Origin of the sequence: Flavobacterium sp. FlaQc-48 (assembly GCF_044007335.1) — a bacterium.
Classification (GTDB): Bacteria; Bacteroidota; Bacteroidia; order Flavobacteriales; family Flavobacteriaceae; genus Flavobacterium.
Genome location: NZ_JBIPCR010000002.1, coordinates 381,772 through 405,881, shown reverse-complemented (window position 1 = coordinate 405,881; position 24,110 = coordinate 381,772). Strand labels below are relative to the sequence as shown.

The window sequence follows — 24,110 nt, the reverse complement described above, 5'->3', positions numbered from 1 at the left end:
GCAGATGAAACGTTTTACAAGCTACCATTCTCTAAATGTATTTAGGTTAGAGCTGGATAAATGGGAATTTCCAACCCATAAACATAATTTTTATGAATTCATTTTTATAGAAAAAGGAAGTGGAAATCACCTTCTGAACGATACTATGTTTGATTATAAAGAGGGAGATGTTTTTCTATTAAGACCGGAGGATTCTCATTCTTTTGAGATAGAAGAAAATACAAGTTTCATTTTTATAAAATTTACCGAACAGCTTTTTATAGAAAAATTAGAAGGTGGCAAAACTGCCAAATGGATGGAAACAATTAAGATTCTATTGCAAAATCCATCTGCTGTTGATGGCACCTTGGTAACTGATGAACTAGATAAAAAACATATTTGCAGCCTATTGCAAATATTACTAATCGAATTTACTAAAACCTGTGCCTACAGTCGGGAAGTAGTTTTAGAACTTTTTGGCGCCGTAATGATGATGGTAGCAAGGAGTTATTCGACTTCTAAGCACGGGGATCAATGTCCCAGTAATACAGAGCTTGATAAACTAAATCAAATCCTGGGTTATACGCGCCTGCACGCACTGGATGCTGAGAAAATGCGCATCGAGAATATTGCAGGATTATTTGCTATGTCCCCTAATTATATTAGCATTTATGTAAAAAAACACAGCGGGGTTTCTATCCAGCAGCATATCATTCAGACAAAATTAAAAGCCGCTGATCAATTACTTAAAAATGGCCGGCATAATATCAATGAAATAGCAGCCAAATTAGGTTTTACCGATGCAAGTCATTTCAATAAGATATATAAAAAATATAAAAAAGTAAGTCCTACCGGGTTTATGAAACCATGATCAATTGTAACAAAAAAAGCTCCAATCGCAAAAATTGGTATATAATGGATTACTATTTATCGAAATAGATCGGCCGCTTAAATTTAATTCAAAACTTATTTATATATAATAGAACTTAGGTAATTGAGATAAATTTTAATAAGTTCTAATTCTTGTAAAAGGTAAATGGCTAAATAGTGTAATTATTTAGCCATTTATGAATGTTACAAAAAATTTGTTTTCTGAGTCTAATAAACTAATGTTTAAAATTTATAGTTCAGACCTGCACTTACAATTCCCCTATATCCGAATCCTACTTCTGCAAACGCACCAAATTTTTTACCAACACGTATACCTGCAGGATTTACCTGGAATGCAAAATCAGTAGCATTGTCTTTAAGGGCAGCTTTGTTAGGTTCTCTTTGTGTATATTTGTCCAAAACAACACCTGCAGCAGCAGAACCGTAAAAATCCAACCAATCTGTTTTTATGTAGCTAAACGACATCGTTGGCATTACCATTATATAGCGATTGGTTCTCTTACCAATAGGTTTGTTATTTTTATCGCTTTGCTCGGTTTGTACTTGCTCAAAAGCAATATCGCCACCTACTCTTATTCGTTCAGTGATTTGATTTCTATAACCCAAGCCGAAATTTCCAGAAGATGTCGTTTTGGAATTTATTTTTTGACCCAGAATTGCGGAAGAAAATGCATCTGAAAAACCCTCTACCAAGGTCATTGGTATTCCATCGCTATAGGTTAGGTTTAGTCCATGTTTACCTCTTTGCTGTGCTCTTACCGCAAGTGTACTGAATGTTAAAAAAATTGAGCATACAATAATCGACTTTTTCATTTGTTTTAATTAATTTATCGTTAATAAAATTTAAATTCGCGGCAGCACATTTTACGCTGCCCTATTTTTAATACGCGAAAAATTAAAATACCCCTATGCACAACAATAAAATTTTAAAATTTAATTTCCATTATGTTTTTATGATATATGAATGAAGATCTAAAGGAATTTAAGAAATTATTTTTAGAGCTTTATCAGCCCTTATGTAATCATGCCTATAAGTATCTTCAGAATAGGCATGAAAGTGAAGATGTGGTGCAGGAATTGATGATAAAGATCTGGGAAACTCGAAAGGATTTACTCTCTGATAATGGGCTAAAATATTATTTATATGTAGCTGTTAAGAACCGGTGCATATCCATTCTGAGAAAAAAAATTCATATGCTTGACATTGATGAAATCCCTATGGATATTGCCCAAGAAATTCCCGAAACCAAACCATTAGTTGATGCGAACCAGCTTATAGAAGAAGCATTTAATGGAATTTCGCCAAAATGTCTTGCAATTTTTAAACTGAGCCGTATTGAAAAATTAAGTTATAAAGAAATTGCGGAAAAATTAGAAATATCAGTAAAAACAGTTGAAAACCAGATGGGTAAAGCCATCAAACATATACGGGAATTCATAAGACAGCATCCCAACTTAATTATTTTGTTTAATATATGGTATTTTAGTTATTCTATGATGAGGGTTTTAAAAGAATTTGTGTTTTATTTAAAAGAGGTATAAAATGGACAACCAAGATATTAATGTAGTATTAGCAAAGCATTTTTCAGGAGAAACTACCTCTGAGCAAGAAGCTCTGGTAAGGAGTTGGATAAAAGATAATCCTGAAGAGTACATTTCACTAAAGATATTTTTTGCAGAAAGTCAGCAATTGGATTCTCCTGAGTTATTTGAAACAAACCATGCCTGGCAACGCATAGCTCCACATTTATCCTCCACCAAGGGAACTGTATTTGAATTGTACAAAAAATACATCTACGCCAGAGCAGCTGCAGCAGTCTTTATTTTAATAAGTACGTTTACTTTTTTGTATGCGAATGCCGAAATAACTGTTCAGACCGCTAATGGACAGGTAAAAAATATCGAATTGAGTGATGGCTCTTTAGTTACGCTGAACGACAATTCAAGTATTACCTATAAAAGATTTTTATGGAACAACCGTACTGTCAGATTAAATGGAGAAGCTTTTTTTGAAGTAGAACACGATAAAAGCAGACCTTTTACTGTAAATACGGGTACCTTATTAGTAAAAGTTTTAGGAACCTCTTTTGTTGTAACAACAACAGAAAAAGAAAAATCGGTGGCAGTGGTTACAGGAAAAGTTAAGGTTACCGCCAATCCTATCCAACAAACAGTCATTCTGGAGAAAAATCAGGCGGTTCAGTACGCTTCCCACAGATTAATTAAAAGTGACACAGAAGACAAAAATTTACTTTCATGGAAAACAAAGTCACTTTCTTTCAAAAGTACCCCACTTCAAAAAGCATTTGAGGATATTGAAAATTGTTATCATATTAAAATACATGTGGAAGGGAAAATCTCTGATTCCTGTACCGTTACCACCAATTTTAAGAAGGAATCAATAAAAGAAATATTGGAAGAATTCCGTTTATTGTTTGGACTTAGCTATACACAAAAAGGCAATGCAATTTGGGTAAAAAACATATCGTGTGAAAAGTAATTTTTTGCAAAAACACTGGTTGACCGTTACCTGCTGCTTTATACTTTTTTTTTGCACAGAATCTCTAAAAGCGCAAAAAACAAGTTTACTGGAAAAAAAGATCGCTATCGAAATAGAAAATGATAGTGTGGGAGCTTATGTCTCCACCATTATAGCGCAAGGTGTAAATTTATCCTTAAGTAATAACAAGCTTCATCTTGGCAAGAAGGTTAAGATCAAGAAAGGACTTTATAAGTTGGGAACACTTCTAAATCTTCTTTTTGCATCAGAATCCGTAAAATTTCTTGAAAGAGACAGTAAAATAATTATTTACACGGTTTCGCGCGCTCCTGATTCCTTTACGATTAGCGGTTTTGTTTATGCAGGAGACAGTAAAGAAGCACTGCCATACGCTATCGTACGGGTTTTAAATACAAACATAGCTGTTAATTGTAATGATTATGGTTACTATACGATAACATTGCCAGAAAACAAGTACATCATAAATGCGAGTTATACCGGTTTTACTTCACAAACAGATACGATAACGGTAAACAATACGATTAAAAAAAACTTCAATCTTGCAATGGGGCTTTCCCTTGCTCCGGTTGAGATCAAGTCATCAAAAAAACCTCTAAATGAGATTTCCAGTATAGTAGATACGCAGCATGTCAACACTCTTCCCTTTCTAATGGGGCAGTCAGACCCGCTAAAACTTCTTACTCTAAAAGCAGGTACCTACGGATCTTCTTTAAATGTAAGAGGAGGCTCAACCGACCAAAATCTGGTTTTATTAGACGGTGTTCCTATTTACAATTATAATCACTTTACGGGTTTATTATCTATTTTCGATTTACAGGCCATCAAGCAAATAAGTTTTTTCAAAGGGGGCTTTCCGGCTCGTTACGAAGGAAGACTCTCCTCGGTGATAGATGTTAAAACAAAAGATGGCGATATGCAATCCTACCATGGAGCCGTTAATATTGGTTTACCAACAGGTTCTGTTATGCTTGAGGGCCCAATCATAAAAGACAAGATGTCGTTTATGATTAGCGCAAGGAGAAGTTGGATTGATGCTTTGTCCAAAATGATGTTTAATCGGGATGTTAATTTTAAATATCGCATGTATGATGCCTATTTTAAAATGAACTATTTTATTGATCCATCCAACAGAATCTACCTTGGTGCCTATAGCGGTGGAGATCTTATTGGTGCAAATTTCTTTTCATCCCAGCCACCTGAGCTTACATGGAATAACAGAACACTTTCTCTGCGTTGGAACAAGGTGTATGGTCCGAGATTATTTCAGAATTCGGTCCTGCTGTTAAGCAACTATAACAACCAGTTTGCAAATGAAGATGAACAAGGAACCAGAAAGTTTAGTATCACAGACCTGGGTATTGAAAACAACCTGAATTATTACTGGTCATCATTGCTAAATAGCTCGATAGGCTTAAGAATAAATATGACCAATTTTTCTAATAAAAATATTGAGGGCAATACATTAATAAAGTCATTGCATTTCAAAACGTATTGCGATAATGATATAACCTTGTCTGATAAATTTCGGATGAAAGCTGGTCTTCATTATGCAATATTTTTAACGCACAACAAAATTTACAATTCTTTCCAGCCCCGAACCAATTTGGTTTATAAGTACAATAATTCTAATAGTTTCTTTGCATCATATGCTATAATGGAACAATTTTATCATCAAATTGTCGAGAACACCTATGCCTTACCCACAGATTTACGAATGCCGAGTTCAGATCAGTTACCACCCGAAAAGGCTTTTATTTATGAGATAGGCTATGAGAAAACTTTAAACAAAGGATATATCAGACTACAGTTTTACAAAAAAAAAATATCCAATATTTTAATGTATCAACCCCGTTATGACACTTCAGATCAAAGCAAAATGCAATCCCCTCTAATCGGGTTTGGAAATTCACGAGGTTTGGAGCTTGAATTTTCCAAGCAGTTCAAAAAATTTGACGTACAGGCATCCTATACACTTAGCAAATCAACAGTGAGGTTTCCAACAATAAATAGTGGCCAGACCTTTAATTCTCCAAACGATATAACCAATCAGATAAAAGGAGCTGTTACCTGGAATATTAATCAATCCTGGGTACTATCAACCATACTCAATTATAGCTCCGGCGTTTTAATCTCGGCGCCAGATTCCTTTTCCTATAGCGATAAAAAAGAATCCTATTTACTGGATCCAACCCGAAACAATGAAATATCGAAACCCAATAACTACCGCTTACCAAGAAATTACAATATCGATATTGGCGTCTCAAAATCAAAAAAAACAAAGTCCGGCAACCAAACCAGATTGTACTTTGGAGTGAATAATCTCCTAGGACAATCTCCACCATTTATCCTTGAAACAAGTTTAACTAATGGCGAATTTAATTTAGAACAAGTCAGGATGTTTAAGTATTTTCCTTACATCGGATATGCTTATATCTTCCAATAATGAGTTTCTCTCGCATCTGTAAATAAAACACAAAATAAGAAAAATAAAATAGAATAGCGTGATAACACTATTTAACATTAGATAACTCTTCCATAACCCTTAAAGCAATTCAAAGACAGCCCATACATATAGTAGGCCAATCTCTTCAAATCGTCCATAAATTTTTTAGAAATTTCTCCAGTGGAGCTCACCACAACCAAATTGCGCCAATTCAGGACAATTGGCGCAATTTCTTTATTACAACTTTTAATTTTCTTATTGTTTTAAAGAGCAGCAATACGCTGTTATTGGTTCAAAAACCTAATATTTAAAGCCATTGTTTAGCAAAGCTGCAAAAAGACTTCTTTAATTAGGCTGACATACAGCAAAGTCTATAGAGAAGGTCAAATCCTCGCTGGCCTATCCGGCCATTGTTTCATCCTATAAAAGGATAGTCTGTATAGCCCCTGGCAGTACCTCCTCCAAATAAAGTGTGATTGTCTGAAATTTCATTTAAATTTGAATTTTGTTTCACTTTTTGCGGATAGTCCGGATTAGTCAAAACTTTTCTTCCAAAACCAATTAAGTCCACTAAATCTTTCTGAAGTAATTCGACGGCCTATCCTCTTTTGCACATCAAAAAAGAGAAAAAACTATATTTTTCACCACAGCAAAGATTCCCCAATAATCGAAAATATCAATTAGGTCAATTTCATCGCCAATTCCATGAGAATCAGATACCTTCAAAAAACCATACCAAAAACCAAAAAAATACTTTATACTATCCTCTTGCGCCCTTGCCTTGTCTATAAATTTCACCTAATTTTACCCAATGACCCCCGATGAAATAAAACGCTATTTTGAAGGAGCCCCACCCCCTACAGAAGTGGACTGGAAGCCCTGGGTCAAAGGATCTGGTTGAAGAGCCATAAGCCAACTTTCGCATTATTTGGCTTTAACCAGCCCGTGTCCATAAAAATTAGAGAATATAGAAATTAATAAAGAGCTTAGTACATCAGTTCAGGTATTCTTGTGCAATTGGTTTTTCTTTGATATATTTTTTTATAATCAGAATCAAATTATTAATGGCTCATATCAGGAAGTTTGCACTGATGCTATATAACCAATGTAATTTATATAGGCTATTCTCTTTACAACAGTCACTATTAGTAATTAATACTTTAGCAATGTTAAAAAAAATCACCGTCCCTTTACTCTTGTTTTTTTTCTGTTCACCTTTTATAAATGCGCAAAAAAAAACATTTGATAAAATGTTTAAACACCACCTGGAAATAGACAAGTTGACTTTTTGTAAGCCTAAATCTTATTTCAGCCTCGACTCTTTACAAAATTATGACCCCTCCCCAGAATATCTCCATTCATCATTATTTTATAGCATTAAAAACAAACAAAATGACATCATAATTGCTTTTACAATGTCCACAATTAGAGAGCCAAATGAATTATTAAAAAAAATTTCCCCTAAAGCTCAAGAAGTTAATAACATAATGCCTTATTTGATTACAGAAGTAGATTCCTCTTTATCGATCCCCGTAAAAATTGATGACAACAATTTAAAGAAGTTAAATGCCGATAATGGGTATATCTACAACATGAAAATTGTTTATCCTTATTTGAATAAATATAGATTTTGTAAAAAAAATACTTACACACAAAGACAATGTTAGTAATGCCAAAATATTGTGTTTTTATACCAAAAAAGAGGAAGATAAGATAGTAGATGAGATTATTCAAAAAAACTGGGAAATGCTAAAATTTAAAAGTTAATAGCAAACACTACGTTGATTTTTTAATGCTTTTTGTTATAAATCTTAATCCATGCAGCTACAAAAGTTTAGAATAACGATTATTAATACTTTCTTAATGCTAAAAAAATTTACACCGCTTTTCTTTTTGTTTTTTTTCTTTTCAACGTTTGGTAATGCGCAAAAAAAGTCCTTAGACAAAACATTCAAATACTTCTTAGAGGAAGGTCAACTAACTTTCTCCCAGCCTGAAAATTACTGTGGACTTGATTCGGTGCAAAATTACGACCCTTCACCAAAATATCTCCAATCTCTATTGCTGTATAGCATTAAGAATAAAAAGAATGATATCATAATTGCTTTTTCACTCATAAAAATCAGAAAACCCAACGAATTATTAAAAAAATTGTTTCCTAAATCGCAAGAAGTTAATGACTTAATGCCATACTTAATTACAGAGGCAGATTCGTCTGTATCAATCCCTATAAAAATTGATACAACAAATTTGAAGAGATTAAATGCTGATAATGGTTACATCTACAATATGAAAATTCTATATCCATATCTCGAAAAATATCCTTATTGTAAAAAAGTACTTATTCATAAAAACGATGTCTACCGTGCTGAAGTATTATATTTCTACAACAAAAAAGAAATAGACAACGTTGAGGATATTATTCAGAAAACCTGGGGCATGCTTGAGTTTAAAAATTAATCCTTAATTCGTAAGTTATTGTCTTTGTATTTATATAATTTATGATTAACCTATTACATTATTCATTATTCCACTTATATGAAAGCAATAATTAATTTATACGAAAATTATGAGATAACGTATTTTAAAAAAAAACAAAAACAAAATATTGATAAGAAGTACAGCAATTGGGTTTGAATGTGCAGTCTCCAAGACAAATTGGATCTGTTTCAGATCCTAGCCCCGATAGAAGTAGAAATCCTATGCACCGGGGGTTCCGGCGCATAGATTGGAACGTATAGCGGGAGAAGCTCCTAAAAAACAGTAGTCCAAAACATAAGCGATCAACTCGTTATGAATTCTAAAAAGATTTGCAAGGGCAAATAAATGCAGTTATACAAGAAGAAAATATAATCCTCCCCACCAACCCCATGAGTATCAATACACTCAAAAAAACCATCCCCAAAACCACAAAAATACCTGATACTATCCCCCCGGCCCCTTGCCCCATGACCCCCGATGAAATAAAACGCTATTTTGAAGCCACTCCCCCGCCTGCAGAAGTAGACTGGAAGCCCTGGGCGAAAATCACCGATTCAAAGGTTTTCCTTAAAAGCTGTTACTCCACTATACACCATTACAAAGGAGACCTTGAGATGTGCCCTGCCTGGTGGCACCTCAAAGACTTTTATATGCTGGTAAGACGCGCCTCACAACAGCCCAAAGAAGAGGATCAAACCCAGCAGCCTTAAATCAAAGCCCTAAAAGGACGCTTTTTTACCTTTACATTTTATCCTTCTTACTTTATAGTTATATTATTCTACCCCGCCTCCGATGGGGGCGGTTAGAATTTCAGCAGAGTGCAAACCGCAGTGGTATCGTTCTGAAGGTCATATTTTTAATCTTGGATGACCATTGGCTCCATAATGTCCTTTAAATCATTTTGGATGTTTTTAACATCTATTGGCTAACCCGAAAAACGAAATACTCCCAGTAACACGACCATGGATTTGGTACGATCCTGCTTAATTGTCCTTTCCTTTTTTTGAACAGGCAGCTCACCGCATAGGGAAAGTAATAATAAGATTAATGCAAGGATGAATTTTGTCATATTTTTTTGTTTAAAAGTTAAACTAATTTTTTAGATCTTTGATACTCGTACCTTCATTGTACTGTCTAGTTAAACTGACGGCTTTTCCATTTTCAAGGTTTATCTTTATTCGTAAGTAAGGAGTCTCGGGAATATGGAAGGTATCACAAGTGATCGGGATTAATTCATACTTAGGCTCTCCGGCGCGTTCAACATAAAGCTTTCCCTTTTCATAAGTGAGCTTTCTTTTAGCAGCACCGTAGCTGCCAGTGTAAGATTTCAGAAGGGTTTGTGGTACCACAACGGGATTGAGTCGGGCCTTTAGCATTTCCAGCGCCCATATGGTGCTGATATTATGGCTTTGGTTCTTCAGTAATTCTTCCAATGCAGCCATATGTGCAAAGAGCAGAGCTTCTTTCTCGGGTACGCTAATGTTTGGTATAACACCACTTCCTTCCCAGTCTGTTTTTGTTATTGGATCTATCGACAGGGCATAGGGAATGAATATGGAAAACCGATCGGTTAGCATTTTATGTTGCACGGGGTGGGCTCCTCCACCTGTTGGTTGTCCAATCAATACAGCACGCTTGCGGTTCTTCAAAAAATAACTTAAGCTTTCTGCTGCCGAAAAGGTCCCTTTGCCGACCAAAAGATATAAAGGTTTCTCGGGCATTCGCCTTCCCGGTAGATACGGCAATGTCCAATCCTGTCTGTGCTGGTTATCTTCTCTTGAATAGATGTCTGTAATCATGACGGGGTCTTGATCAAAAAAATAACTGGAAAGTAGCTGGACCATATCTGCGCGGCCTCCCTCATTTTGGCGCAGATCGATGATAAGTGCATCAGTGTTACTAAGGAAGTTCATGGCCGAGGTTGCCGTTTCGCCGCCAATTCCCGGGTCATAAAATCTGGTGAGGTTCAGATAGCCTATATTACCCTCTAAAATGGTCAATTTCCTGAACCCAAAATTATCCGAACGTGCGTTGGGGAAGTCCCGGGCGAGAAGCTCCAGACTATCTTTTTTACTCTCTGCTTTTTTGCTGGCCTCCACCCAAGACGGATCAAAGGTCACATTAATATGTCGATCGCTCGAAACCTCCAGTAAGTTGGCTGCAAGCTTACCGGCAAATTGTGAGGGTTCACTAATGGCATCGTAATCACCTCTTTTGTAATTAGCCAAAAGCACCGAGGCCATCTTTTTAGCTACTTCTGGATAGATGTAAATATTGGTAAGCTTTTTGGCTACGGAGTCGATCACTTGTTTTTTCTCCTGATATGTCAACGGGACTGCCGGATTTTGGGCAGCCGCTGTGAGGCTGCAACCCCAGAATGTGAAAATTAGTTTTAAAAAATTAGTCATGTTAGCATGTGGGTTATATTAAAATTATGGAAAAATCAACGTTTATCTTCAATCTCTTCTCCTTGTCTATTAAGGCTTTTTAAAGCGTCCAAAGAGCTTTAAACTATAAAGTTCAAAAATTGGTGAAGAATGGCCAATAATTGCTCGTCATAGCCAGTTGCAATGTCTAGGGAAAACAATTTCAAGATTATATAAAAGTTTTTTAGAAATATTTAAGCCCCAGAGAATTTCTTTTCACTTTCTTCATGGTTGTAAATTATCGGCATCTGCCCTTTCCAACTATTCCAAAGAGTGTCATTTATGATTAACTGGGACATAAAGTGCGCTACATTGATGCGACTTGTTTGTCCTGAATCAAACAGTGCACTTCTTACAGGGGAGCGATGTAGCGAATAAGCGCTCCCCTTTACATGGTTTTTTAAACTGTCAGGCCGTACCACAACCCACTCAATAAAAGGATTTTTTTGCCCTATTTTTACCCTTAAATATTCTGCTGCCTTTTCATTATCGGATTGTGGCGGCAGCAGTAATCGAATCAGACCTATCGCGATTTTCTCCATAAAGGAAATAGGCTCATTTAGGTCCGGGTTCCTGTTTCCTGCTGTATTCATCAAGACAAACTTCATCGGTTTTTCTGGATAATTTTCAATAATTGACCTGCAAAGCAGTTCAACAGTATCGCTAACAAGTTGTCGGGGTTTTCCATAAATCCCCCTAAAAGTAGGATTATGGCCGAGACAGGATACTACTGCCTGACATTCTTTAAGCTGTTTGGCCAGCTCCCTTGTACTTATATCTTCAATAGCGCCTACCCTTAAAATGTTGATCATGTCATTGTGATCCCATGCATTAGGAATGGTGCTTGTCACACGAACCATTATCCTCACGCTATGACCTAGACTTAATAAGTGTTCTGTCAATAATTTTCCTGTTGAGCCGCTAGCCCCCACTATCAATACTTTCATGTTCTATCTTTTATTCAAAAAAAGGTTTAATAAATTACTTTTTACGGCCCTAGACTATAAGCTGTAATGCTCTGGGAAATCACCCTCATTTTTTCTTATCCATAAAAAAAGACCTTGATACCATTAAAAAAATTTGCGTCATGGACTGGATTCCTTTCTACAAAGTCCGGAGATTTCGCAGAGCGGGCACAGTAATTTTAAAATCCTGTCACCACACATAAAGTTTAGAGAATATATTGGGTCCTGTGCCGGTGTACATCAGGTTGATCTGATCGGCGAGGTATTCTTTGTTTACCAGAAACTTATAATTGTACTGGCCTTTGGGCAATACCATTTCATATATCCACAGGCCGTTTTCTTTTTTCATTGCGGCGAGCTTCCATTGGGTAAAATCACCAAGGATAGAAACTTGCTCAGCTCCCTGAAAATCATTCATTTTAAAGGTAACTCTTCCATTTTCCTGCCTGGCCCATAAATTAGCCAGATAGTCCTCAGGATTCAAAGACAGCGCCATTTTAAAATTTTGATCACTCTGGGCAATATTGTTGTCTTTTCTGTAAGCCACTCCAAGCCAGGTGTAAAGATCTGCTTGGGTAGTATCATATTGTTTTAGCATTTCTAAAAATTTGATGGCTCCCTTCTGATTTCCTTTTTCAATCCAGGGAATGGTCATTGTGATAATATCCTTGCTTTTAAAGTTATACTTTCCTGTAGTATCACTTCTTAACTCTTTGTATTTTTGAATTGCGGCATCAATTCCTTTCTGGGCGTATTTTTTATTTACGATCGGCACGATGTTTTCAGGAAAATACGCAGCCAGTTCTTTATGGTGCCTGCCTTTAACTAATTCCTGGCGTAAGGAAATTACCGCCTTTACAGTAAAATCATTTTTGCGATACATATAGAGCTTCTGAGTTTTCAAGTCAACGGCCATCGAAAAGTTGGTAATTATATTACTGGGTCTTTTTTGAGCTGTTTTATAAAGGATGTTTTCAATATTGCCCAGGCCGTAAGATTCCTTTTTGTCCAAAAGCTGATCGGCAATATCTCTGCGCCAGCATGCCTCTCTATGACCATTATTTATCGAATAATTGGTCAGTGCAAAATTTGAAGTTGTTTTTCCTATGATATAACCTCCTGTCACAGTTGCGTAATTGCCTGAGGCATCCCCTAGAAAGAGCTGAGCTCCTTTAAGGTTAACTAAATTGTATTTACTTATAAACCTAAGGGCCTCATCAACTGTTTTACATTTTTTCAGAATGTCGGTCACTACCTGTTTTTTTCTGTTTTCCTTTTTGGGGTCTTTTGTAATGGGAATTTGGTCAATAGCGGTATAGTCCATAAAAAGGCCGTACTGATTTAATCCCCCTTGAGGATTCATATACATCAGTCCGTAAAACAGCTTACCAATGGCAAGCTCTGTCCATATCATATAACCATTATCTGCATTTTGTGCAGGATAAAACCACATTCGGTATTCTTTGTCAGGCGCTTCATCTTCATTGTTGCCTATCCACACATTTTGTCCATCATTTGCCATAAAGATTGTACAGGAATAACTATGGGGCGTATTTATAAAAGACACGGCGATTACATAACAGAGCAAAAGTTTACGTTTCATAACATTGTTGATTTTTATGCAAATTTATCTTGCAGACCAGCTCCGTCTGTTCGAATTTATCCATCCGAACATACTTCTGGATATTGTATCTAGCAGGTTGTTATATAATTTGTAATTTCGAACAAGCCTCCCAATTCAGATTCGAAAAATTCAAGAACAGCCAGCAACTCAATATAATGTATAATATGATAAAGTCTTTATTTATAAGCATTGGATTATTCTCTAGCACATACTTTGCATTTTCGCAATCTTTACCGCTGCTTAGGGCAAATTCAGAAAAGATATCCATGAGGGACGGAAATAGTCCTCTGACCCGATATTGGGATCATTTAAGTACCACACTAAAGCCGGTAGTTTATCACATTAACAAAGCCAACCAAACCAGGACTGTAGTTTTTTATACCGATATAGACAGTATCGCTTTTAAGGTATCGCCGGGGAGACGCTATAATTTCAAAGTTTTATTGAGGAAAAAAGATACTTGTTATGCCCAATTGTCTACGGTATTTCAATCTGCAATCAAAAATGAGACTTCCAGGAAAGTTAATATTGCAGATACCGTACCCTTTACACTTGGGCCAGACCATTATATCCACATCAAAGGAAGTATAAACCACTCTAAGCAGCTTGATCTTATATTTGACACAGGTGCCAATGTGTTTATACTTACCGATAAAGGCTTGCCTAAATCAAAAGTCATTCTTGATGGAACTACTGAAAATCGCGGCGTTGGCGGGTTTTCAACTGAAAAAACCAGTAGTAGCAATAGCCTCGAATTAGGTAAGCTCCACTGGAAGGAACTCCCCATGCTCTTTTATGATTACAAAGGCTGGCTTAATGCAGATGGGGTCGTTGGTTTTAATATTTTTGAGGATAAAATCGTGGAAATCGATTATGATAAAGGACTGTTAATCCTGCATGAAAAATTACCCAATATAGCCTCATCCTATTCAAAGCTTCCCACACAGCATGGCCCGGATGGTACATTTGTGAAAGCTTCTCTGCAAAATGGAAAGCAAATCGGCAGCGGCTGGTTTTTATTGGATACCGGCGGGAGTTTAACAGTTGCAATCAGCGGGGACTTTACTCAAAAATACGATTTGCAGCATCGCTTAGAGATTACAGGGTATCCTCAAATCATTGGGACGGGTTCAACTGTCAATAAGGTTCAAACTGCCGTCTTGCCCGGACTGAATCTGGCCGGATTTATTCTTGAAGATGTTCCGGTCCAGTTTAATCTGGGAAAGTCTGGTCATTATCAAAAAGAAGGCATCATTGGCAATGCTGTTTTGAAACGTTTTAATGTCTTGATTGATTATCCAAATGGTAAAATTTATATCAAACCCAACCATCTTCTCCATACACGATTTACTCCATTAAACTGGAAAAAAATATTGAGTATTACAGCCATTGGCTTTGCTATTCTAGCCATTGGTTTAATATTGTATTTCAAGCAGTATCTCTTAAGAAAACTACCCCGACCACAGAGAAGCAAACAATAAATTTGCAGATGACCTTAAAACTATACGACGCAGGGAAAATGCTCATTATCCACCCCGGCATATTAATTCTTTTTATGCGCTTTCATATAAGCGGTTGGCGAATAGCCGGTGTATTTTTTAAAAGCGGTATTAAAAGCTGTTTTAGAGTTAAACCCTGACCCAAATGCAATACCTATCATACTTAGCTCTTCCATTCGGCCGTCCAGAAGCATATTTTTGGCTTGTTCTACCCTGAGCTGGTTGATGAAGTTATAGAAATTGCCCTTAGTATGGGTATTGATCAGGTAAGAGGTATCATGAATGCTTAAGGCTAAACGATCCGCCAGGTCCGCAAGACTAAGATCATTGTTCAGGAAAATTTGATCTTCCTCCATGAGCTGGCTTAATTTTGCCAGGGATACTGCAAACTCCTGATCATTTAGCCTTGGCACTTTTGGCGGGGTATCAGGCAAGGTTTGATCTAATAAAACCGCAATCTCTTTCAATTCTGTTTTATTAAAAGCAAAAACAGCGTCCTGCCTGATGGAAAAATAAGCCAGAAAAAAAATGGATCCGGTATAAATCACAGGCATTACCTTTAATAAAAAAAGAACACCAAAGAGCGCATCGTTTAACCAAAAAAGAGAAATAACACTCAGGATCAGCAGAAAATATCCCAGCCAGTCCAAACCTATTTCTTTCACAGCAGCAGTTATTTGTTTTAAATTCCTTCTATGAACCGTCAGAGCACGATAAGACACAATAATATAAGCCAGGAACTGTAAGGGCAGCAGATCACGGATAAAAAAAATGAAATTTCCGATTGCAAAGAGCGGAACAATCATGAAATCCATACCTTTTACTTTCCAAATGAGCTGTAAAAGCACACAGATCAGAAAAGGCAGAAAATGAAGTCCATCTTTGTTTTTAAATACCCTGATGGGTTGGACAAAATAAATCGTGCTCAGATAAATACAGGGCGGCAGCATAAACTGAAGACTGCTAAATGCGGTATTTTTAAAATAAATCCCCAGAAATGCGGTCCCCATAATCGACACAAAAACGGCTAGCCACCTGTTGGCAGTCAAATTTTGACCTAATGGATGGAATAACAAAAGAAAACCAAGCAGGAAACATCCTCCGGCAGAAAAGCACATTAAAAAACCATTCATAACCTTATCCTTTTTTCAAAACAGCAATAAAATTAAAAAATATCCTGATTGTACATGCAGAATTAAAGATTAAAAAAAATCTTAGGCAGTTATTATTAATTTATTGCAGCAATAAGGGTACCCAAATTCAGACTAAAGCTTTTTTTCGGTATTCCCTGGGTGTTATGCCCATTAACTTATTGAAGAGCTTATTGAAGTTTGAACCTGTTTTATAACAACACTCATAGGCGCTATCACAAATACCTAAATCAGTTTCAATTAGATATTTACATGCATTTGAAATCCTAATTTCATTGAGATATTCCGCACAAGGTTTCTTTGTTTTTGTCTTAAACATTCTACAGAAAGATGAAGGTGTGAGATTGGCAATTCTAGCCATTTGCTCAAGGGATATTTTCTTTTTGCAATGTGTCTTTACATATTAAAAATCTCAGCAAGCCGGTCATTTTTATAATCCGTAGGGACAGATAAGAATCAAAATTTATATACCTAAAATCTTTACTTTTTGACAAAAGAAACAAAATTTCAATGTGTTCCATAATAAATTGAAAACCTTTCTTCTTAAGCAATTTTTCCATTTTTATAGCAAAGCTGGAAGACAAGGTCCAATGTTTAAATTATTTCGTAATTTTCTGACAAAAGAAATAATTAATTTATACAAAAATTAGGAGATAAGGTATTTAAAAAAGAGAAAGCTAAGTATTGATCGGAAGTACGTCAATTGGGTTTGAATGTGCAGTCTTCAAGACAAAATGGGGGCTTTGTGGTAGAGTCCCGATCGCTTCGCTCGTGTGCAGTGAAAATCCTTTTGTACCGGTGTTCGTCCCAAAAATTTGCAACGCATAGCGGGAAGAGCTCCTGAAAAATAATATTAAATACAAGCCCGCAATCTAAATTACGTTTTCAACAGCCACAAGCTAAATAAAGTCCTATGATTAAAATCCGGTTAGCGTACTAAACGCTAACAGGGTAATACTGCTTCATGCTCGTAATCTTGTTAATAATTGGGAATAACCATTTCTATATCTTTAATGATGTGTTGCCCATAATATTTTTTTTCTTCCTCTGTCCAACGTACATCATTTTTGCGAAGTAATTCAACGACTTTTTCTTGAGGCAATGGTACCTCCCAATCAACAATTAAAACAAGCGGATTCTTTTTTTCCTTTATTTTAAGTTTTTTTTGTTTTCTGGTATAACAATTTAATGATAAACTTTTACTATAATTTAAATCCCAGCCAGCTGCACCTGAATAAGCTTTTACCTCAATTTCCAAATCATTTAGTAAAATGCTTAGAGGTTTGCCCTTATAAAAATCTTTACTTTTTATTAAAAAATTGGTTTGTAGGTATTTTAGCGTATCTCCTTCAAATTTATCCAAAGGTTCATAATTTGGATTATTATATTTCGAGTTCTTAGTTGTTTCTTCTTTAGAATTCAAAATCTCTTGTTTTGATTTACAGGAAATCAAAACAATTAGTACTATGAAAAATACTTTTTTTCATTTTCAGTAGTGGTTTATTCAAAACTAACTTGCTAATTAGTTACCAGAACTACTTTTCTTATTTTTTTATCAGGTTCAAAAATAAATGAGAACATTATAAGAGAAGTAAAATTAAGAATTAGGGCCGCTATTAAGACCCTAATTTTTGATTTTATGAAAGACCTAATATTCATCATGTACGTTAAAATGTTTTACAGGCGTAAAATTCATATATCTATTAACTAGTGGACTGGATTTATTGAAATTTATAATCAGTTAAGAGTATATCCTTTACTATTTGTTTGCCATAATATTCTTTTTCGTCATTAGTCCAAATACCTTTATTCTTAACTAGCATAGGAAGTACAACACCTTTTAGGTAGTGGTGTTTCCCATATAATCACTAGAATAACGGGGTCTATTCTGGCCTGTTTTTTTAATTCTACAACATTTTTAGGATAAAATTTAAGGCTTAAAGTGGGGCTTATACCTATTAAATTAGAAGAACCTGTTAAATAATTATTTATAGGCAGCTCTAAATCGTTTAATAAAACCTTTAGCTCTGTACCTACATATTCACTCTTCCTATTGATTATTGAAGTTCTTACATAGGATAATGTGTCATTAATTGTACCCTTAAATGTCCTTAGTTTTTGATATTTTGAGACTGTTGGAGTATCTTTTGAAATAATGTTTGTTGTTGTGGTTTTTACGCTCTTACACCCCTTGGAGTGGATACCTTTTTTGCCGCAAAAAGTTAAGGCGGTTTTTAACAATATTCACTAGACGAAGTTTTGTGGCAAAATCGTGGCACGTGGTGCTTTTGAAAGCAAAAAACAAGCAAATACGGTTTTAAGAAGTTTAGGTTCGAAACTGTATTAAACCTTCTCAATTAGATATAAGATTTAAAAGGATCACATTATTATTTTTACTCATGTACAATTTTAATCAAGATACACCATCAATAAAAAACAATTTAATCAAAGCCTACTTTATCATATAATACAAGGTTCTCTTTAATCAAATGTGCTTTCAATTCTTTCCAGGTATTGTCTCTTAAACTACATGCAGGTATAAATTTTGTTGAGCTCTCCATTCTTACCTCCAGCGAAATTGCCGTTTTTGGAGGTTGAACGATAGATACACTAGTAATTGAGCTAAAGTCAATTTCTGTTATTCTCCAAAACCAGATAGGATTTTTAGCAATAAGTTTTTTATGAGTCAAAATAAAATAATTCATTGAGAAAGTTAAAACTGAAAATAAAACAAAAAAAATCGGGAATCCTACCCAGCCTGCTGCACTGCCTGATAAAAGACCATGTATAAAATAGAAGCATACAAAAGCAAAAAATAACATAAGCAATATTCCTCTAAATGTTGTGAGACAATTTCCTGTGTAAACTTTATTTTTTTTACTATTTTCCATGTGCCTTCATTAATTTTTTGTAGATAAATTTTTGCTTTTACGGAATTTGGGACTACAATTTATTTACAACCAATTTTCGTTGCAATTCCAAGTTAAAATTTCTGTATAAGACCTTATTATTTGCTGTTTTGTCTTTTAATTCTATAACCAACGTAGCCAAACAGCGCTGATACAGGAATTAATAAAAACGGAGCAAAATTTCTAGCTGTATCATTTGAAACTCTTTCCATTGCTTTTTTCTGTTGCACTGATATTTCATTTTCAGTAAAAAAACCGTCTGAATTTAAATCAAAAGCAGAAAGTTCTTTTTTGTATCGATAGTTATTAAAAATAATTATTGAATTCAATGATATGTATGATAATACAGCTATTAAAATACCAAGCTTAAAAGGTTTAAAAAAACTCATATATATATTTTGATGTGAATATTTATTTGCCAAACAAACTTAAGACGATTTTTTAGAAATATTCATGGAAGATTCAACTACTGTTCCCGTTACTAAGACAAGGCTTCAGAGAAATCTGGAGCTTATTTTATTCAGACCTAAAGTCAGAAATAGAATTCGGATATGGATTTCCCGTCCACAAGAGTAGCTCTTACCAGCCGCTTTTATTTCTTATCTAATTCTTCTTTCAACTTTTCAACATAAGGACCAAATCGTTTGTCTTTATCGATTTGTGTTTTACTTATCCACTGGTTGAATTTTATTAAATTCTTTTGGCGGAAGTATTCTCCTAATATATTATAAGCATTTTCAGGATTGTAAGTTTTATCAGTAAGTTCCTTAACTATTCTATCATAAGTAGTTATTGCATCATCTAGTTGATTATTATGTATTTGGGAATAAATCAGTTCTTTGAAAACATAAGCATTATTTGGCTCGAGTTTAATTGCAGTTTTTAGAATATCAATTGCGTTTTGATATCGGCCTAAACAATTATATGAAAAAGCCAATTCAACTTTAAGTCCTTTGTAGTTAGGATTAATTTTTTTTGCCTTATCCAAAAAATCCAACGCTTTGGCGCATTCTTCCCAACCATTATACAAATACCCCAATTTATATAACCGCTCAATAGTATTTTCATCTTGTTTGTAATATTTGAGCCATTCAGGGAATTCTGAAACTTCCAATTCAGTAAAATGAGATTCCGGAATAATTGCCACTAAGGTTTTATTGGGTTTTAATCTGTGTTTAACCGAACTTTCCTTGTCTTTCTTTTTGAGAAGAAACTTACCATTACTGTCAATTTTAAAAGAACCAGAATAGTCAAATGTTAATCCTGCCTGCGAATCTATATATATAAAACCAAAGATGTACGAACCACTGGAATCTACTGGAAAAGCTATCCATTTGTCTTCACTTTGAATAAATTTTGTGTTGAAGTTTAATTTATCTTGACCAACACAATAAAAGGTTGTAAAAACTGTAATAATTAAAATAATGTTTTTCATATATACTTTGGTTTTAAAATGGCTGGTAACGTTCGTTCTGACTACACCGGGTTTGGGACTAAATTTAGCCCATCCTTCGGATTTATGAATTCTCCCAAATACAAAACCAAATCTACATTAAGCCAATTACACAAATCCGTTGTATTTGCTGTTACCATCAGTTTTTTATTAGGTTAAATGTTCCGATTATCAATCCAACAATTCCTCCGAAATTTGAAAAATTATGGATTTTTGACACTTTATTAAATTCCGCTTTATGTTCAATTCTAAATGGAAAATTATAATTCTTAATAGTTTCTGATGGATTTAATTCCGCAATTCCATATCCTACAAATCCGAAGATAATTGTAATTCCGATAACGATAAATATAGATTTCAACTCTTCATTCAGCATTTGATTTTCGTCGCTGTATTTCATTCCGACTATTCCGAGAATTAGTCCCGCTAAAAGACCAAACCACCAAGTTGAGAAAAATCCAACCCATATTAAAGCAAAAGTCCAATTCCCACTAAACGTTCTTTCATAGTCATCTAAAATTCCAAAGTTAAAAAAGAGAAATTTTGTGTAAAATTCAGGAGAAATTTTTGCAGTTATGAAATCGCGAGTAATCCCATAAATTACACTTAAAAATATAGAAATAAATACGATTAATACTAACTTGGATATTTTTTTCATTATATATTCTTGTTCAATCTGGTGTTAAAATTTGTGGTAACTTTATATATATCTGATGATGTCAGACTTATTTACCCTAAATTGGGGCCCTATCTCGTAAGTATCTAGTTGGTCAGGCTAACTAAAACTATATGTCTAATTTTTCTCCACATGAAAAACTAAAAAATTATTCACTGAAACGTTTCTGAAAACGTTTTTAATTTTGGATCTCACTTTTAAATTACTCACAACTAAAAGCTTGATTCAGGTTTTGTTGGCCAAATGTATAATATTATAAGGAAATTAGGTAAATTTTAAACCGTCCTTAAACACTGGGAACGTTACCAATTTGTGGGAACGTTACCATCAAACTCAAAAAAATATTAGTACATTAACATCTAGAACTATTCTGTAATTGTCCGTAAAAAGGATAAATGATGTCTGTAAAAAGTTTCATATTCAATTATTTTATCAAGTCAAGCGCTGGTCCGCCGCAATGATCCATCCTATGATCAGAACGGGATTCACCTGCTTAAGAATGCCCTTTAAAAACAGCCAGGAGCTTCAACGGCCGTTTTTGACCCGCAGGCAGATTCCTACCCCCAACGCTAAAAAATTATTTTGTCCACTTAATTTCTATCCAAAGCTCCAATTTGTCTATCATTTGTGTACTACTATTTTAGCGCAGCTTATGCTTTAAAAGCTACTTTTGAAACAGGATAATTTAATTGTTTTAAACCAAATTATTTAATGCCTCAGGATAGAAAAAACAAGCTACTATGACTTTTTAATTATGCGGGCTCTTTAAAAAACAAAAAAATATAAAACCGAAATGAAATTTAAAAATAATGGTACAGCGCAAAATAGCTTTGATTTGACCGGACTGCTTTTACCCTGTGCCCTTTTAGCATAATTGCAATTGTCTTTGTAATAGATAAGTTGAAAAATTGAAATACTTCAAAATGAAACCGATATTTATACTAAACATACCCTTTCTCCAAAGAGCTTTAGGCCTATTTACCGCCACTGTGTACAATTATGCCACAGCCCCCAATTGAAGCCTATCTGTGCGCATGGCGGTAAAACTAAAGCAGGAACGCTCTTTAACAGTCAATTGACAGATCGGCGGGCTATGCCCGGGAGAATAGAGCGGTCACCGGACGACCTTTAGTACTTATGATTTTACTGGCTATCGCCCTTTATGCTATGTCAATTGCCTCAGTAGGATGGGCAATAGTCTTGGGAATATTCCCTGGAAGTATATCGGGGGTAGCCATATTGATAGCCGCAATAGCAGCTACATTCTGGGTATGCGCCCTTATCTGCAGCTTAGACTTTTTAGATCCTTAATAAATTGGCAAAAAAGAGCACTAAAAGCACTGAAGATACACAACCGCTGCTACTTTGAAAGAATGGCCAGCCGCTTCTAGATAACCAACCTGGATCCATATCCGATTGGCGAAATCTGAACATTGCCTTTTTGGTTACGCAGACTTACCCCGATACGAATTATAATCATTGCGCAGGAAGGATTGGAAAACAAAAAAATAAACTCGCTGGTTGCATGTTTTCTTGGGCCCTGGTACGGATTTCAAAGCCTGCGCCATAGGTACCCAAAAGATATTGTTGGTTGTACTGCGACCGGCGGGTTATTCTTACTTGGCCTTGCTGAGAGCTTCAATGAATAGTATTATAGGCTTTACTATTAAAATTCATTTGAGCTAATGATCAAAAATAGCCCTTGATCCTTTTTTTATTATAAAAAATTATTTAGAGAATCGCGAACGGAACCCATCACTTGTATTGCTTGCCAAAGTTAAATTTTTATCGTCGAGCTCTTCCACAACATAGGTCAGACCTTCAAAAGTAATAAGGTCATGAACTTTCTTGTCCAGGATACTAACACCTCTTGTGAGCTGGTACTTGCTGATTCTAATCTGCAAGTCATTTTTGTATGTGATAACATGTCCATTACTGGTAAAAGTGATTTTTTTGCTGTATCCTGTCTGTTTTGGATTAGTCAAATAACTTTTATTATCAACATGTCTGGATTCTATCCATACCCATTGACCAATAATTGGGTTGTCCTGTTGGCAAACCATTGCTGATTTAAAAGAAAATAGTACCATCATTACCATCAATCTCATTATAATCTTTGTCATTGTTTTTACATTTGTTTTTTGAAAATACCTGCCCGCACCTCTTTTTGCCAATCTTCGATTTCTTTGGCCAACAATATTGCTTCTCACTTTTCCATTGCTATTGATAAGAGAATACAGTTGTACATTATTTTTGCTTGGTGTTTTCATATTAATTTTTCAGGGTAATAAAACAGGAGTTGAAATAAAATCTGTCTGAGCTTTTTTTTTCTTCATGCTGAGTTAACAAGCCGGCCAAAAGCTTAAAAAAGTAGCTGGCCCAAAATTATCTTACATAACAATCCCTGCGCAAAATTGGCAGTAAACAAAGAGTAGACTAAAAGGGTAATCTAGGTAGAAAACAGGTGTACAAAGTTATTTTATTGGGTAAATAACTTAAAAAAAGAAGCGCTGATTCTGGGAAATCTGGAAATGGAATTCCTCTCAGTTAGGGATACTCAAGAACCCATTGCGCATGATTGGTTTTCAGACCGACATAGAGAAATTTATAGTAGACCTTTTTGAGAAGTCACCCCGTTTAGATTTGCATTGAGATGGCAAAGAGCTTACTGTTCACCCTTATCATTAGAATAATCCTGACCCGAAAAGTCAATTTCGATTAACTCAGAATCAATAGCAATATATCGCACCGATACATCTTGGAAATATTGCTCGACCATGGGCATAAACAATTTGGATAATGCTATGGATTTCTCCTTGAATTTCAATTGTTTCACTTCCTTTGAAAGCAAGCGTCCATCTCTGCCAAGAGTCATGTTAAGCATACCTTGTAGTCTGTCGTACAGGATTGCCTCACATCGCTTTAAGTGTTCAATCATTGCAGCGTCCTCTTCAAGTAATTCGCCAGGATAAGTAAATTGTATAAGTTCCATTCGCGAGCCGAGCAACTGGGAAAAATAAGTCACTAAATCATCATTTGAGAGGTGCGCAAAATAATCTGTAGTATCTATTTGTTCTATGTTTTCCATGTTC

The 24,110-nt window shown here is 35.1% G+C and carries 24 protein-coding genes; 8 read left to right on the top strand and 16 right to left on the bottom strand.

Features of this window, described 5'->3' with window-relative positions:
* Nucleotides 1-4 precede the first annotated feature (4 nt).
* On the top strand, nt 5-850 hold the full coding sequence (locus tag ACHRWY_RS04910) for an AraC family transcriptional regulator (protein ID WP_395353083.1): 846 nt from the start codon (nt 5-7) through the stop codon (nt 848-850).
* Nucleotides 851-1,092: 242 nt separating this feature from the next.
* Here ACHRWY_RS04910 and ACHRWY_RS04905 read toward each other — a convergent pair whose 3' ends face one another.
* Nucleotides 1,093-1,683: a hypothetical protein gene (locus ACHRWY_RS04905; RefSeq protein WP_395353081.1), complete on the bottom strand. Its 591-nt coding sequence runs from the start codon at nt 1,681-1,683 to the stop codon at nt 1,093-1,095.
* Nucleotides 1,684-1,830: 147 nt separating this feature from the next.
* Between ACHRWY_RS04905 and ACHRWY_RS04900 the strand changes: the two genes are divergently transcribed.
* From ACHRWY_RS04900 to ACHRWY_RS04890, 3 genes are read left to right on the top strand one after another with little or no spacing between them, the layout of a single operon-like run.
* A complete protein-coding gene (locus ACHRWY_RS04900) occupies nt 1,831-2,412 on the top strand; it encodes an RNA polymerase sigma-70 factor (protein WP_395353078.1) in 582 nt (193 codons plus the stop codon).
* Nucleotide 2,413: 1 nt separating this feature from the next.
* Nucleotides 2,414-3,370, top strand: coding sequence for a FecR family protein (locus ACHRWY_RS04895; protein ID WP_395353076.1), 957 nt, complete (start codon nt 2,414-2,416; stop codon nt 3,368-3,370).
* The gene (locus ACHRWY_RS04890; protein ID WP_395353074.1) at nt 3,360-5,834 is read left to right on the top strand and encodes a TonB-dependent receptor domain-containing protein; all 2,475 of its coding nucleotides are present in this window, start codon (nt 3,360-3,362) and stop codon (nt 5,832-5,834) included. The genes ACHRWY_RS04895 and ACHRWY_RS04890 overlap by 11 nt, the downstream gene beginning before the upstream one ends.
* Nucleotides 5,835-6,249: 415 nt before the next feature.
* Here ACHRWY_RS04890 and ACHRWY_RS04885 read toward each other — a convergent pair whose 3' ends face one another.
* Together ACHRWY_RS04885 and ACHRWY_RS04880 are read right to left on the bottom strand one after the other, a co-directional pair.
* Nucleotides 6,250-6,405 carry a hypothetical protein gene (locus tag ACHRWY_RS04885; RefSeq protein ID WP_395353072.1) on the bottom strand — a complete coding sequence of 52 codons (156 nt, stop codon included), beginning with the start codon at nt 6,403-6,405 and terminating at the stop codon, nt 6,250-6,252.
* Nucleotides 6,406-6,449: 44 nt separating this feature from the next.
* Nucleotides 6,450-6,632, bottom strand: coding sequence for a hypothetical protein (locus tag ACHRWY_RS04880; protein WP_395353071.1), 183 nt, complete (start codon nt 6,630-6,632; stop codon nt 6,450-6,452).
* 617 nt (nt 6,633-7,249) lie between these two features.
* On the opposite strand from ACHRWY_RS04880, the gene ACHRWY_RS04875 reads away from it, so the two are divergent.
* From ACHRWY_RS04875 to ACHRWY_RS04865, 3 genes are all read left to right on the top strand, one after another.
* Nucleotides 7,250-7,501, top strand: a complete 252-nt coding sequence (locus ACHRWY_RS04875; protein ID WP_395353069.1) for a hypothetical protein — start codon at nt 7,250-7,252, stop codon at nt 7,499-7,501.
* Between the two features lie 151 nt (nt 7,502-7,652).
* Nucleotides 7,653-8,294 (top strand): hypothetical protein, encoded by a 642-nt coding sequence (locus ACHRWY_RS04870; protein ID WP_395353067.1) that lies wholly within the window; start codon nt 7,653-7,655, stop codon nt 8,292-8,294.
* 410 nt (nt 8,295-8,704) lie between these two features.
* A complete protein-coding gene (locus ACHRWY_RS04865; RefSeq protein ID WP_395353065.1) occupies nt 8,705-9,025 on the top strand; it encodes a DUF6965 family protein in 321 nt (106 codons plus the stop codon).
* A gap of 381 nt (nt 9,026-9,406) precedes the next feature.
* Here ACHRWY_RS04865 and ACHRWY_RS04860 read toward each other — a convergent pair whose 3' ends face one another.
* The 3 genes from ACHRWY_RS04860 to ACHRWY_RS04850 all read right to left on the bottom strand — a co-directional run bounded on the left by ACHRWY_RS04860 (nt 9,407) and on the right by ACHRWY_RS04850 (nt 13,309).
* A complete protein-coding gene (locus ACHRWY_RS04860) occupies nt 9,407-10,723 on the bottom strand; it encodes a S41 family peptidase (protein WP_395353063.1) in 1,317 nt (438 codons plus the stop codon).
* A gap of 212 nt (nt 10,724-10,935) precedes the next feature.
* Complete coding sequence (locus ACHRWY_RS04855) at nt 10,936-11,688, bottom strand: NAD(P)H-binding protein (protein WP_395353061.1); 753 nt, start codon at nt 11,686-11,688, stop codon at nt 10,936-10,938.
* A 208-nt stretch (nt 11,689-11,896) separates the two neighbouring features.
* The gene (locus ACHRWY_RS04850) at nt 11,897-13,309 is read right to left on the bottom strand and encodes a hypothetical protein (RefSeq protein WP_395353059.1); all 1,413 of its coding nucleotides are present in this window, start codon (nt 13,307-13,309) and stop codon (nt 11,897-11,899) included.
* Nucleotides 13,310-13,494: 185 nt separating this feature from the next.
* On the opposite strand from ACHRWY_RS04850, the gene ACHRWY_RS04845 reads away from it, so the two are divergent.
* Entirely contained in the window at nt 13,495-14,811 is a 1,317-nt protein-coding gene (locus tag ACHRWY_RS04845) for an aspartyl protease family protein (protein WP_395353057.1), read from the top strand.
* A 62-nt stretch (nt 14,812-14,873) separates the two neighbouring features.
* Here ACHRWY_RS04845 and ACHRWY_RS04840 read toward each other — a convergent pair whose 3' ends face one another.
* From ACHRWY_RS04840 to ACHRWY_RS04795, 10 genes are all read right to left on the bottom strand, one after another.
* Nucleotides 14,874-15,962: a helix-turn-helix domain-containing protein gene (locus tag ACHRWY_RS04840; protein WP_395353055.1), complete on the bottom strand. Its 1,089-nt coding sequence runs from the start codon at nt 15,960-15,962 to the stop codon at nt 14,874-14,876.
* Nucleotides 15,963-16,089: 127 nt separating this feature from the next.
* Nucleotides 16,090-16,341, bottom strand: a complete 252-nt coding sequence (locus ACHRWY_RS04835; protein WP_395353053.1) for a helix-turn-helix domain-containing protein — start codon at nt 16,339-16,341, stop codon at nt 16,090-16,092.
* Between the two features lie 618 nt (nt 16,342-16,959).
* Nucleotides 16,960-17,403 carry a hypothetical protein gene (locus ACHRWY_RS04830; RefSeq protein ID WP_395353052.1) on the bottom strand — a complete coding sequence of 148 codons (444 nt, stop codon included), beginning with the start codon at nt 17,401-17,403 and terminating at the stop codon, nt 16,960-16,962.
* Between the two features lie 389 nt (nt 17,404-17,792).
* Nucleotides 17,793-18,221, bottom strand: coding sequence for a hypothetical protein (locus ACHRWY_RS04825; RefSeq protein ID WP_395353050.1), 429 nt, complete (start codon nt 18,219-18,221; stop codon nt 17,793-17,795).
* Nucleotides 18,222-18,421: 200 nt separating this feature from the next.
* A complete protein-coding gene (locus ACHRWY_RS04820; protein WP_395353048.1) occupies nt 18,422-18,871 on the bottom strand; it encodes a hypothetical protein in 450 nt (149 codons plus the stop codon).
* Between the two features lie 116 nt (nt 18,872-18,987).
* Nucleotides 18,988-19,278 carry a hypothetical protein gene (locus ACHRWY_RS04815; protein ID WP_395353046.1) on the bottom strand — a complete coding sequence of 97 codons (291 nt, stop codon included), beginning with the start codon at nt 19,276-19,278 and terminating at the stop codon, nt 18,988-18,990.
* 203 nt (nt 19,279-19,481) lie between these two features.
* Nucleotides 19,482-20,324, bottom strand: coding sequence for a tetratricopeptide repeat protein (locus ACHRWY_RS04810; RefSeq protein WP_395353044.1), 843 nt, complete (start codon nt 20,322-20,324; stop codon nt 19,482-19,484).
* A 157-nt stretch (nt 20,325-20,481) separates the two neighbouring features.
* Nucleotides 20,482-21,000, bottom strand: a complete 519-nt coding sequence (locus ACHRWY_RS04805; protein ID WP_395353042.1) for a hypothetical protein — start codon at nt 20,998-21,000, stop codon at nt 20,482-20,484.
* A gap of 1,745 nt (nt 21,001-22,745) precedes the next feature.
* Nucleotides 22,746-23,288: a hypothetical protein gene (locus ACHRWY_RS04800; RefSeq protein WP_395353040.1), complete on the bottom strand. Its 543-nt coding sequence runs from the start codon at nt 23,286-23,288 to the stop codon at nt 22,746-22,748.
* Between the two features lie 395 nt (nt 23,289-23,683).
* Nucleotides 23,684-24,106, bottom strand: a complete 423-nt coding sequence (locus tag ACHRWY_RS04795) for a hypothetical protein (protein ID WP_395353038.1) — start codon at nt 24,104-24,106, stop codon at nt 23,684-23,686.
* Nucleotides 24,107-24,110 lie beyond the last annotated feature (4 nt).